Source organism: Rhizobium sp. WSM409 (assembly GCF_057653825.1).
In genome coordinates this window covers 641,136-653,780 of the sequence record NZ_CM172794.1, presented here as the reverse complement: position 1 = coordinate 653,780, position 12,645 = coordinate 641,136, and the positions used below count along the sequence as shown (strand labels likewise).

The 12,645-nt window shown below is 61.1% G+C and carries 11 protein-coding genes; 7 read left to right on the top strand and 4 right to left on the bottom strand.

The window, feature by feature from the left end; all coding sequences use genetic code 11:
• Positions 1–174: 174 nt before the first annotated feature.
• The 3 genes from AC25BC_RS03095 to AC25BC_RS03085 form a co-directional block, all read right to left on the bottom strand.
• Complete coding sequence (locus AC25BC_RS03095) at positions 175–1,521, bottom strand: SLC13 family permease (protein ID WP_128440062.1); 1,347 nt, start codon at positions 1,519–1,521, stop codon at positions 175–177.
• Between the two features lie 95 nt (positions 1,522–1,616).
• Positions 1,617–3,131, bottom strand: coding sequence for a malonate--CoA ligase (locus tag AC25BC_RS03090; protein ID WP_017993146.1), 1,515 nt, complete (start codon positions 3,129–3,131; stop codon positions 1,617–1,619).
• Positions 3,128–4,552 carry a malonyl-CoA decarboxylase gene (locus AC25BC_RS03085; RefSeq protein ID WP_128440061.1) on the bottom strand — a complete coding sequence of 475 codons (1,425 nt, stop codon included), beginning with the start codon at positions 4,550–4,552 and terminating at the stop codon, positions 3,128–3,130. The genes AC25BC_RS03090 and AC25BC_RS03085 overlap by 4 nt, the downstream gene beginning before the upstream one ends.
• Positions 4,553–4,729: 177 nt before the next feature.
• Here AC25BC_RS03085 and AC25BC_RS03080 point away from each other — a divergent pair, with 177 nt between their 5' ends.
• Complete coding sequence (locus AC25BC_RS03080; protein ID WP_012756291.1) at positions 4,730–5,380, top strand: GntR family transcriptional regulator; 651 nt, start codon at positions 4,730–4,732, stop codon at positions 5,378–5,380.
• Between the two features lie 650 nt (positions 5,381–6,030).
• On the top strand, positions 6,031–6,642 hold the full coding sequence (locus tag AC25BC_RS03075; RefSeq protein ID WP_113545775.1) for a 2'-5' RNA ligase family protein: 612 nt from the start codon (positions 6,031–6,033) through the stop codon (positions 6,640–6,642).
• A 37-nt stretch (positions 6,643–6,679) separates the two neighbouring features.
• On the opposite strand, the gene AC25BC_RS03070 is transcribed toward AC25BC_RS03075, so the two are convergent.
• The gene (locus tag AC25BC_RS03070; RefSeq protein WP_012756289.1) at positions 6,680–7,081 is read right to left on the bottom strand and encodes an acyl-CoA thioesterase; all 402 of its coding nucleotides are present in this window, start codon (positions 7,079–7,081) and stop codon (positions 6,680–6,682) included.
• 287 nt (positions 7,082–7,368) lie between these two features.
• On the opposite strand from AC25BC_RS03070, the gene AC25BC_RS03065 reads away from it, so the two are divergent.
• The 5 genes from AC25BC_RS03065 (at position 7,369) to dxs (ending at position 12,632) form a co-directional block, all read left to right on the top strand.
• Positions 7,369–8,304 carry a histone deacetylase family protein gene (locus AC25BC_RS03065; protein WP_128440060.1) on the top strand — a complete coding sequence of 312 codons (936 nt, stop codon included), beginning with the start codon at positions 7,369–7,371 and terminating at the stop codon, positions 8,302–8,304.
• A 2-nt stretch (positions 8,305–8,306) separates the two neighbouring features.
• Positions 8,307–8,558, top strand: a complete 252-nt coding sequence (locus AC25BC_RS03060; RefSeq protein ID WP_128440059.1) for an exodeoxyribonuclease VII small subunit — start codon at positions 8,307–8,309, stop codon at positions 8,556–8,558.
• Between the two features lie 86 nt (positions 8,559–8,644).
• On the top strand, positions 8,645–9,412 hold the full coding sequence (locus AC25BC_RS03055; RefSeq protein ID WP_128440058.1) for an SDR family NAD(P)-dependent oxidoreductase: 768 nt from the start codon (positions 8,645–8,647) through the stop codon (positions 9,410–9,412).
• Between the two features lie 135 nt (positions 9,413–9,547).
• A complete protein-coding gene (locus tag AC25BC_RS03050) occupies positions 9,548–10,471 on the top strand; it encodes a pirin family protein (protein ID WP_012756286.1) in 924 nt (307 codons plus the stop codon).
• A gap of 244 nt (positions 10,472–10,715) precedes the next feature.
• The gene (dxs, locus tag AC25BC_RS03045) at positions 10,716–12,632 is read left to right on the top strand and encodes a 1-deoxy-D-xylulose-5-phosphate synthase (RefSeq protein WP_128440057.1); all 1,917 of its coding nucleotides are present in this window, start codon (positions 10,716–10,718) and stop codon (positions 12,630–12,632) included.
• Positions 12,633–12,645: the final 13 nt, after the last annotated feature.

The following is a 12,645-nucleotide window of genomic DNA, read 5'->3' as shown; positions in this document are numbered from 1 at the left end:
GCCACGCTTATGAGCGCGGCATCATCATCACAAAGGTGCTGATCAGGGTGTTGTCCATGCAATTTTCCTAGCATCAAGAGCCGTTTCGGACAAGCGTACTCTTCGATCCGGATGCGTTGGCCGCAGCGATCCGGAACCCTGCAGCGGAAAGCGATGCTTCCTCGCAGCCCGCCGTCACACCAACCCGGACACGACGAACACAAACCAGGCGACGATCGGGCCGATGATCGCGATCAGGGCGCTATAGATCAGCAGCTGTCGAAGCACCTGCTCACGCCTGTCATCCGGCGCGTTGGCGACGACAAGCGCGCCATTTGTGGAGAATGGGCTGGTATCGACGATCGTCGTCGAGATCGCGATCGCCGCGACCACGCCGATGGCGCTGACATGTCCTTGCAGGAGGAATGGAACGGCAAGCGGGATGATCGCGCCGAGCAGCGCGGTCGAGGATGCAAAGGCCGAGACGATGGCACCGGTAAAGCAAAGCAGCAGCGCCACCAGCAGCGGCATACCGAGACTGGATATACCGTTCGCCACGTAGTCGACAGTCCCGGCCTTCTCCATGACGCCGACATAGGTGATGATGCCTGATATCAGCAGCACGGTCGACCAGCTGACCTTGTCGATTGCTGCCTTCTGAGTCTTCGGTGACAAGAGCGCCAGTGCGACAGCCACGGTCATGGCGACGAGGCCGACGTTGAACTTGAAGACCAGGGCGCCGATGCCGAGCGCCGTCAGGCCGATCAAGGTGGTAATTCTCTCATTGTTCAGGCGCAACGACGTCGCGGTATCAGCCGCCGTACCATAGGCATGCTCCCTGATCGGTTTTGCCGGCGTGCCACCGTGACCTCTGATCGACTCCGATACGCCCTCGGGATGCAGTTCGGGCAACGGGCCAAATGATGCGGGATCTTGCTTCATCACCCTTGCGCCGCCGAAAACGAAGAAGACCAGCATTGCGATCGCCAGGTTGAAGAAGAAGCTGGAGAGAAACAACGAGGTCGGCGCGAAAGGCAGGCCGGCCTTCGCAACGATCTGGTTGGTGATACCGCCATAGATGCTGATCGGCGAAAAGCCGCCCGCCTGCGCGCCGTGGATCACCATCAGGCCCATCATGACCGGGTGAATGCGGTATTGCACGGCAAAGCTCAACGCGACGGGTGCGAGAATGGCGACCGCGGCAGGTCCAAGCGCACCGAAACCGGTAATGATGGCGGCGACCAGGAACATCACCCAGGGAATCAAGCCGATCCGCCCGCGCACCAGGCGGACGGCACATTCGACGAGCCAGTCGATCGTGCCGTTGATCTGCGCTATGGCGAAGAGGTAGGTGACGGCGACGAGCGTCAGGAACAGATCACTCGGAAAGCCGGCGAAAATATCGCTGGTTTTCATCCCGATGATCATCGAGCCGAGCACGAAGGCGCCGGCAAAGGCGAGCGCGCCCATGTTGATCGGCTGGATCGTCGCAATGATGAACATCGCGACCAGCAGGCCTATGGCCAATAGTTCAATACCCATGATTCCCCTCCCTCCGACGCCTCCAGCGCCGTAGTTGTTGTGTTCAAGATTGATGCGGGATGTCGACGCACCTCCTCCCAGAGGGCGCGGTCGCCTTACCTCCTGGTGTAAAGATCGGCGTATTGCTGCCGCAGGATATTCTTCTGAACCTTACCCATGGTGTTGCGCGGCAGATCGTCCGCGAAGATGATGCGCTTGGGTTGTTTGTAGCGGGCGAGACGGTCCTGGAGGGCGCTGACGATGGTCTTTTCATCGAGGACGGCGCCGGGCTTGCACACGACGACGGCCGTTACGCCTTCTCCGAAATCGGGATGCGGCACGCCGATCACAGCGCTCTCAACCACACCCTCGATCTGGTCGATCTCGCCTTCGACCTCTTTCGGATAGATGTTGTATCCACCCGAAATCACCAGATCCTTGCCGCGACCGACGATGTGGACATAGCCTTCCCGGTCGATCTTGCCGAGATCGCCGCTGATGAAGAAACCGTCGGCGGTGAATTCGGCCGCCGTCTTTTCCGGCATGCGCCAATAACCCTTGAAGACGTTCGGTCCCTTGATCTCGATCATGCCCGTTTCTTCAGGCGACAGCACCAGCCCGGTGGCGGGATCGGTGACGCGCACCGTCACATCAGGCAGCGGGAAACCGACCGTTCCGGCAATCCGTTTCCCCTCATAGGGGTTCGACGTGTTCATATTGGTTTCTGTCATGCCGTAGCGCTCGAGAATGGCGTGACCGGTACGGGCCTGGAACTCGGTGTGGGTTTCGGCAAGCAGGGGAGCCGATCCGGAAATGAAGAGGCGGATATTGGCGACCGCTTGCTCGTCGAGGCGCGGGCTTTGCAGCAGGCGCACGTAGAAGGTCGGCACGCCCATCAGCATCGTTGCCTGCGGCATCAGCGAAACGACCTCGTCGGCGTCGAATTTCGTCAGCAGGAACATCGAGGCGCCGGCAAGCAGTGTCACATTCGTGGCGACAAACAGCCCATGTGTGTGGAAGATCGGCAAGGCATGGATCAGCAGATCGTCGGCGGTGACGCGCCAATAGTCTCGCAAGGTCAGGGCGTTCGAGAGCAGGTTCCCATGCGTGAGCATCGCCCCCTTGGAGCGTCCCGTCGTTCCCGACGTGTAGAGGATCGCAGCCAGATCATCGGCGGAACGCGAGGCATCGACAAAGTCGGCCGGCTCATCGCGTGCGAGATCCAGCAACGAGCCGCTGCCGTCAGCGTCGAGCGTTTCGACGATTGCGCCGTGGGGCTTGGCGATTGTCTCCACGCCCCCTCTCGCAGCTGACGCAACCACCACCAAACGCGGCTCCGCATCGCCGATAAAATAATCGAGTTCAGCCAGCGTATAGGCGGTGTTGAGCGGCAGGTAGACCGCGCCGGTTCGAAGACAGGCGAGATAGAGGATCAGTGCCTCGGCACTTTTCTCGACCTGCACCGCCACCCGGTCGCCGGGGCGAATGCCGAGCGTGTCCATCGCGCCGGCAATGCGGCCAGAAAGAGCGAAGGCGTCATCATAGGTCCATGTGCGCGTACTATCGATCCGGATGAACGGTGCGTCACCGGGTGCGGCAGCCCGCATGGCGTCGAAAAGATGGTTGCTCACTTTCGCCCTCCTCCAAGCGTTGAGTTCATGATGTTTGCGAATGGCCGGGAGCCTTGCTGGGCATTGCCGCCGCTGCGGCCTTCGTCGTTCTGGTTGAGCAAGCTTTTGACTGCAGGCGAGGCAATCACTTCGCCGCGCTGCGCCAGGGCCTCATGGTTGGCCACGATATCGTCGAGCTTGTAGAGGTAGTTGACCATCAGGCCGTGTGCCTGCTGCATCGCCTTGGTCGAGCGGTCGCCAAGAAAATTCAATCTTTCCAGTCGAGCGCCGTTGCCGAGATGGAAGCGGGCGACAGGATCGATGGGCCGGCCCTCCGGCGTCCGTTCGGTCAGGAAATAGCGCGCCGCAAGCGGCAGCAACACGCGCTCCACTTCGCTCGCCGTATTCTCGTTGTCAGGCCAGCTCGGATCGTTGAGCAGCGTCAGCGTTTCGCGGGCCGCTTCCGGCAGCAACCGGTCGGCGGCTGGGGCACGCGCCTTGGCAAGCCAACGGGCAAAGCCTGGAACGGGCGACAGCGTGACGAAATTCTTGAGGCCGGGCAGGTCTCTACGCAGGTCTTCCACGACCTGCTTGATCAGGAAGTTGCCGAACGAGATTCCCCGCAAGCCATCCTGGCAGTTGGAGATCGAATAGAAGACAGCCGTCGTCGCCTCGTCGGCATTGATCTGTTCCCTCCCCTCGACCAGCACATCTCCGATCGCGCTGGGCACGGATCGTGTCAGCGCCACCTCGACGAACACCAGCGGCTCGTCGGCCAATCGGGGGTGGAAGAAGGCAAAGCATCGGCGGTCGGCCGGCGCCAAGCGACTGCGCAATTCCTCCCAGCCTGCGATCTCGTGCACGGCCTCGTATTTGATGATCTTTTCAAGGATGTAGGCCGGCGTCGACCAGTCGATGGGTCGCAGCGTGAGAAAGCCGCGATTGAACCAGGAGCCGAACAGATGCGTGAAGTCGGCATCAAGCGCGTGATATCCTGCGGATTGGTCTTTGGAAGCAAGCAGTTGCTCACGCATCCGGACAAGCTTGGCGGTGCCGTTCGGCGCGTGATTCAATCGGCGCAGAAGCTCCTGTCGCCGCGGCTCAGCTGCCTGGTGGAGCGCGATGATCGCGGCAGAGCTTTTGTCGGTGCGGTAATTTTCAATCGCCTGGTCGAGCTTGGCCGTGTCGGGCCCGAACTCTTCATGCAGCATATCGAGGAATGCCTGCGCGCCCTCGCTCTCGAGCGCGCCCCAGCGATCGAGTATCTCGGCCGCAAGCGCCATGCCCGAGGCTTCGCCCCGGCTCGATAGCAGCATTTCACAGAGTGTCTGGAGATCGGCCTTGGCTGCGACCTGCGTGGCGCGCGAGCCGGAAAACAGAAGCTGGCGTCCGCGATCCGTGATGCTCTGCAGCATGTCGGTGAAGAAGGAAGCCTCAGACATGCCATTCTCCTCTCTTCTGCTGGTATTTTCTGTTGGGCCGGCTGGGTGCGGACCGTTTTTGACGGCTGCTTCCCATCGTCGGGTTTCACCGGTAGTATGTAGAATGCCACTCTTCGTACACAAGGTCAATGATCGTGTATACAAGAAGTGCTTTTATGTATGAGGGAATTGAAACGAATGTCCGAGAATGTCGGCCGATGGCTTCGTGATGAGATTGAAAACTCAATTCTTTCCAACGAGTTCTCCCCCGGTGAGCGGCTCGACGAAATGGTGCTTGCGACGCGTTTCGGGGTCTCCCGCACGCCGGTGCGCGAGGCGCTGATGCAGCTTGATGCGATCGGCCTCATCGAAATTCGACCGCGCAGAGGCGCAATCGTCATCGATCCGGGGCCGCACCGCGTCTATGAGATGTTCGAGGTGATGGCCGAATTGGAGGGCCTGGCCGGGTCGCTCGCCGCACGACGGCTGGACAAGGTCTCCCGGGAAGCGATTACGGCCACCCACGGCCGCTGCGAGCAATCAGCCTCTGCCGGTGACAGCGATGCTTATTATTACGACAATGAGGAATTCCATAAGGCCATCTATGCAGCCGGCCGAAGCGATTTCCTTGAGGAGCAATGTGTGCAATTGCACCGCCGCCTGCGGCCTTATCGCCGCCTCCAGCTGCGCGTGCGCAACCGCCTGTCGACATCCTTCTCAGAACATTGCGCCATCGTCGATGCGATCTTTGCCGGAGACGGAGATGAAGCCCGCCGTTTGCTGCGGACCCATGTCGGCATTCAGGGAGAGAGATTCAGTGACCTGGTCGCAAGCATGGCGGTCAGATGATTGGACCGCGTGACATAAGCAGGATCGCGTTGATTTGCTGTCAGTGACGGAGAATTAAGACCGCTGCACGATCCCTTATTTAGCTTTGCGCGGATTCTGGCTCATCCAGTCGCTCCGGAGATCAGACCGGGAGCAACTCCAGAATCGGCTTACTTGCTGTCGACTTTCTCGAGGAAGGCTGGAAACGTCCGAGAGACCTCGTTTCCGTCCGGAAAGCGTTCGGTCACAACCGTAAATCTGATCCAGCCCTTCCATCCTATAAGACCGGTGCGCTTCGGCGCGATCACCGCTACCACGATGTCTTCATTCGGAACGACATGAACGGCACGAACTCCTGGACCAGGCTCTGAGCGCAGCACTGCGAGTACCTTCCCGCCCCCCGGCTTGGCACCCGCATAGATGGGAGAACCGTCACCTAGCGGTGCGATTGCGCTTATAAAGCGCGTACTGACGTAACCCTTGCCGTTGAAGAATAGAGGCCCGTGATGAGGACGGCGGGACAACTAGAGCGTTCCAAGACCTTCATCACCATGCGAACGCCTGGCAAGCTCCTGCCATCATTGGCGACCGATTTCGCGATGTGATAGCAAGACATGGGAATTGCACGCTCTCGGGGCGGCGTGCCCGTGCTAGGTGGAGGGCCTGCTGCTGTGATCCGTACAAAGGTCGACACACTGTGGTTTAAGCGGTGCTGTGCGTTTCACCTGCAGTTTTTTCCCGATCGCGAGGCACTGTCAAAGCTCTGCGGCTTGCAGGGCAGTATCGAACGAGACAGCACAGCGCCGCTTTTACGCGTCCCGTCTACAAGCCTGCACATGACCGTCGTCACTTTGGTCAGCGCAGCGACCCAACTCAGTATTCCAAACGACCAGGTCTGGAGGCTGAATGGAGGAAGATGGAAGGAGGTCGCGGATAGACTAGTCGAAGAAACCCCGCCATTTGAGCTCCATTTTCATGAGGTGGCTGCTTCGGAAGCCGCTATCTTCGTAAAGGCAGAGGAGCCGCCGGAATTGCGCAGGCTTCGTTCGGCCATCTCACATGCCATCTGCTTCGAACAGTGGCGTCCAACCCCGCCCCGAATAGCGCACATAACACTGTTCAGATTTTCTGCAGAAGACAGGCTACCGGCAGTCAACTTCGACGCAGGCCTATTGCCCACGGGATTGAAGGTCGGATCCCTTAAATTGCTGGAAGAGCGTGTTTATCCAAGCGTCGAGATCAATATACTCAGCGAGCCACTGCTCCGGGGCAAGAGCACGTAATGGCAATTCTGGTTGATCGAGCAGCTCTGCTTTGGCCCTAATCCAAAAACCGATAAAGCCAGTCGCGCGTTTCCTCCGGCAGCGAGGCCGGCGACTGGTCCTCGCGGGTGCGGGCCTGCCAGATGATCTCGACCTCGGCGGCACGCTCCTCCCCGGTGTCGATCGAAACGAGGAAGCCGATGGAATGCATGCCAATCTTGTCGATGGTGGCGGTGAAGGTTGCCGGCTCGTCGTAGTGCAGCGGACGATGGAGAAAGCAGGAAACCTTGCTGGGGCTATAGACGGGTTCGTCATCGACATCGGGCCGTGAGGACCAGAAGCTCGCAAGCACGGACTCGGCATAGGAAATATAGGATGCCAGAAACATCCGGCCGGTCATATCGACATCGCGAAACGGCACGCGTATTTCCGCCACATCAGGACGTTTCGACTGACTCATCAACAGATCTGCCTTACAGAGTTCCCATCGCAACACTACTTCATAATTGCTTATACCGGAACCTGCTTAAGGATAAAATTACGCAATAGTTCAAAGTGTTACAGTGTCCTCCACGCGCCTGAAAAGATGCGACGCCGCTGCAATGGACCGGCTCGATGGAAAAGGCACAAATGAGACAGTGTTGATCAGCGAACTGTCGGCAGGCGCGGCAAGAGCGCTTGTTGAAATCGGCAGGCGATGCCCCATCTGCTGTGGCACATGACATAAGCGACCGATAGAGTGTCTTCATGAGCACCCGTGTTTATGAACACCCGATCTTCCTGGAACATGTGACGCCCGCCGGCCATCCGGAGCGATCGGACAGGATCCGCGCCATCAATGTCGCGCTGGAACATCCGAATTTCGAGCGGCTGGAGCGCCGCCAGGCGCCGCAGGCGAATGAGGATGCGGTGCTGCTGGCCCATCCAGAAGAACATCTCATCGCCGTCATGCGGGAAATCCCCGAGGAAGAGGGTGAGATCAACCAGATCGAAGCCGATACCTATGCCAGCAGCAAGAGCCTGCAGGCGGCGCTGACCGGCATTGGCGGGGCGATGGCGGCGGTCGACGACGTCTTTACCGGCCGGGCCGACAATGTCTTCGTCGCCGCCCGCCCGCCGGGGCACCATGCCGAGAAGATGACGGCGATGGGCTTCTGCTTCTTCAACAATGCGGCGATCGCCGCCCGGCATGCGCAGAAAACGCATGGTGCCGAGCGCATCGCCATCGTCGACTGGGACGTGCACCACGGCAACGGCACGCAGGATATCTTCTGGGACGATCCCTCGGTGCTGTTCTGCTCGACGCATCAGATGCCGCTCTATCCCGGCACCGGCGCCAAGGACGAGAAGGGCAAGCACAATACCATCGTCAATGCGCCGCTGTCGCCGAATGTCGGCAGCGACCATTTTCGCGAGGCGTTCAAATCGCGCGTGCTGCCCGCCCTTGACGATTTCCGGCCGGATCTCATCATCATCTCCGCCGGCTTCGACGCACATCACCGCGATCCCTTGGCGCAGATCAATCTGACCGGCGAGGATTTCGACTGGGCGACCGGGCGCGTGCTCGAACTGGCGGACCGGCACGCGAAGAACCGGGTCGTCAGCCTGCTCGAAGGCGGTTATGATCTCGAGGGACTCGCCGAATCGGCGGGCATGCATATTCTGAGAATGATGAAGGGTTGAGAATGACTGACAGCGCCAAGCCGGAGGTGTCCGGCCTCTCCTTCGAAAAGGCGGTCGCCGAACTCGAAAGTATCGTCGCCCGGCTGGAACGCGGCGATGTGGCGCTGGATGAATCGATCGAGATCTATGAGCGCGGCGAAGCACTGAAGAAACATTGCGAGACGCTGCTTTCGGCCGCCGAAAACCGCATCGAGAAGATCAGGCTCCACCGCGCCGGCAAGCCGCAGGGCGTCGAACCGCTCGACGGCGCCTGAGGCAGCAAACTCCCTTTTGAAGATGCTTGGCTATCGGCTTCGGACCGATCTATGATCCCTTTGCAAAACAGTGAGGGGACAGCGGAATGACGGACAGGTTGAAGGGCAAGGTCGCCATTATCTCGGGCGGCGCGACCGGCATGGGCGGTGCCGCCTCGAAGCTTTTTGCGGCGGAAGCCGCGCGCGTTGCGATCATCGACCGCAATGGCGATGCAGCCGCCGAGACCGTGAAGCAAATCCGTGATGCCGACGGCGAGGCCGATTGCTGGACGGCCGATGTCTCGGACGAAGCCGCCGTCAATGCCGCCGTCGCCGGTGTCGAGGAACGCTACGGCGCAGTGACCGTGCTCTTCAATCACGCCGGCACGATCGTCATCAAACCTTTTCTCGAAACGACCGTCGAGGAATGGGACTGGCTGCATGCCGTCAATGTGCGTTCGATGTTCCTGATGACCAAGGCCGTCCTGCCGAAGATGATTGCGAGCGGCGGCGGGTCGATCGTCTGCACCTCGTCGATCTCGGCGGTCGCCGCCACGCCGATGGAAGTGCTTTACGACACGACCAAGGGAGCCGTGCATATGTTTGCCCGCGCCATCGCGGTCGAATTCCGCGACCGCAACATTCGCTGCAACGCCGTCTGCCCCGGCTTCATCCGCACGCCGCATGGCCTGCGGGAGGTGGCCGACCTGCAGGCGCTCGGCGTCGACGTTTCGGATGCCGCCATTGCCGCCCAGCAGGGGCGGATCGGCGAACCCGAAGACGTCGCGCGGGCCGCGCTTTATCTGGCCAGCGACGAATCGAGCTTCGTCAATGGCGCCCATCTCTTCGTCGACAACGGCTTTACCGCGATCTGAACCGGCGCGCGTCCGATTGGACGCGCGGCGCGCTTTCAGATGCCGGAGCGTCTTGGCGCGTCCGATTGGACGCGCGGCGCTCCAGGCGCTATCTGTGGGCGATGACGCTCGGCACTGTAGCGATCGGAGATTCCAATGTCCTTCTTTCCCGGTAAAGACCCCCTGCCCGGCGATGCCTTCGCCTGCGATGCGATCGAGAACCTGATCATCCCGCGCACCAGCGATATCGGCGGTTTCCAGGTACGCCGCGCGCTGCCGAGCCGGCAGCGGCGGCTCGTCGGGCCGTTCATCTTCTTCGACCGGATGGGCCCGGCGATCCTGAAGCCGGACGAGGCGCTCGACGTCAAGCCGCATCCGCATATCGGGCTGTCGACGGTCACCTATCTGTTCGACGGCGAGATCCGCCATCGCGACAGCCTCGGCACCGAAAAGGTCATCCGTCCCGGCGATATCAACCTGATGACGGCCGGCCGCGGCATCGTGCATTCCGAGCGCACGCCCGACAATCTGCGTGGCCATCCGCTGCTGATGTCGGGGCTGCAGACCTGGCTGGCGCTGCCCGATGACAAGGAGGAGATCGATCCCGCCTTCGCCCATACGGAAAAATCCGCCATGCCGCTGATCGAGACGAGCGGCGTGCGCGGGCGTGTGGTCATCGGTTCGTTTGAAGGCATGACATCGCCGGTCGGCGTTTTCTCCGACACGCTCTATGTCGATCTCGACCTGCAGGCCGGCGCCAAATTTCCCTTCGGCGCTGCGCATGAAGAGCGCGCCGTCTATGTGCTGTCGGGCGAGGTCGTCATATCAGGCGACCGCTTCGCCGCCGACCAGCTGCTGGTCTTCCGGCCGGGCGATGCGATCACGCTGGAGGCCGGCCGCGATGGCTGCCACCTGATGCTCTTCGGAGGGGCGGCGCTCAATTCGAAACGTTATATCTGGTGGAATTTCGTCTCCTCCTCGAAGGAGCGGATCGAACAGGCCAAGGAGGAATGGCGCACCGGCCGCTTCGATATCGTTCCGGGTGATGAAGAGGAATTCGTGCCTTTGCCGGAAGGCTAAATGGATCCCGATGATCCGAATCCTCCGGATCGGATCGAGAAATAGAGCTGGATCTCCGCCGAAAACCGCTCACACTTTTCGGCACCATGCTTTAACAGTGGGAGCATGATGTTGCCCGAAAACCGCTCACACTTTTCGGCATCATGCTCTAAGGTGAAAACCTTCGGTTCCTGAAATGCACTTGTTTTGCCGCAATCTAATCGAATAAAGCGGAACAAGGAAAAGCAAGAAAGAGCGCCCGCCCGTGACACAACTGCCGAAGACCCCCCTGCTCGACCAGGTCATCTATCCCGCCGACCTGCGCAAGCTCGAGGATCGCGACCTACCGCAGCTTGCCCGCGAAGTCCGGGACGAAATGATCGATGCGGTGTCGCGCACCGGCGGCCATCTGGGCGCCGGTCTCGGCGTCGTCGAATTGACGATCGCCATCCACAGCGTCTTCGACACGCCTGATGATCGGCTGATCTTCGATGTCGGCCATCAATGTTATCCGCACAAGATTCTCACCGGCCGGCGTGACCGCATCCGGACGCTGCGCCAGGAAGACGGGCTGTCCGGCTTCACCCGCCGGGCGGAAAGCGAATATGATCCCTTCGGCGCGGCGCATTCCTCGACCTCGATCTCGGCCGGCCTCGGCATGGCGATTGCCGCCGACCTCGACAAATCAGACCGCCGCGTCATCGCCGTCATCGGCGACGGGGCGATGTCGGCCGGCATGGCCTATGAGGCGCTGAACAATGCCGGCGCACTCGATGCGCGCCTGATCGTCATCCTCAACGACAACGACATGTCGATCGCACCTCCGACGGGCGCGATGAGCGCCTATCTCGCGCGCCTTGCCTCGGGACGCACCTATATGGGCTTCCGTGACTTCGGCAAGAAGCTGACGGCCTATCTCGGCAAGAATATCGACCGGGCGATCACCCGCGCCGTCGAGCATGCGCGCGGCTACGTCACCGGCGGCACGATGTTCGAGGAGATGGGCTTCTATCATATCGGGCCGATCGACGGGCATTCCTTCGACCACCTGCTGCCCGTGTTGCGCAATGTGCGCGACAATGGGCGCGGGCCGGTGCTGATCCATGTCGTCACCCAGAAGGGCAAGGGCTATCCGCCGGCGGAAGCCGCGGCCGATAAATATCACGGCGTCAACAAGTTCGACGTCATCACCGGCGCCCAGGCAAGGGTGAAGCCGAATGCGCCGAGCTATACCAGCGTCTTTGCCGAAGCGCTGGTGCAGGAAGCCGCCCTCGACGACAAGATCGTCGGCATCACCGCCGCCATGCCAAACGGCACCGGCCTCGACAAGCTCGCCGAGGCCTATCCGTCACGCTGTTTCGACGTCGGCATTGCCGAACAGCATGCCGTGACCTTCGCCGCCGGCCTGGCAGCGGAAGGCTACAAGCCGTTCGCCGCCCTCTATTCCACCTTCCTGCAGCGCGCCTACGACCAGGTCGTGCACGACGTGGCGATCCAGGGACTGCCGGTGCGTTTCCCGATCGACCGTGCCGGCTTCGTCGGCGCCGACGGGCCGACCCATGCCGGCTCCTTCGACACCGCTTTCCTCACCACCCTGCCCGGCTTCGTGGTGATGGCGGCGGCCGACGAGGCCGAACTCAAGCATATGGTGCGCACGGCTGTCGCCTATGATGCCGGGCCGATCTCGTTCCGCTATCCCCGCGGCGAAGGCGTCGGCGTCGACATGCCGGTGCGCGGCGAAATCCTGCAGATCGGCAAGGGCCGCATCGTCAAGGAAGGCACCAAGGTGGCGCTGCTCTCCTTCGGCACACGTCTTGCCGATTGTCTGCTCGCCGCCGAGGATCTCGATGCCGCCGGGCTGTCGACGACGGTCGCCGATGCGCGCTTCGCCAAGCCGCTCGACCACGACCTGATCCGCCAGCTTGCCCGCCACCATGAGATCGTGATCACCGTCGAGGAAGGCTCGATCGGCGGCTTCGGCAGCCACGTGATGCACTTCCTCGCCACCGAAGGCCTGCTCGACAACGGGTTGAAGCTGCGCTCGCTCGTGATGCCCGATATCTGGATGGAACAGGCCAAGCCCGAAGCCATGAACGCCCACGCGGGGCTGGATCGCGCCGGCATCGCTTCGACGGTGTTCAAGGCGCTGGGGCGTGGGGTTGCGGTTGGGGTTGCTGGATAATGCTTTGGTGAGG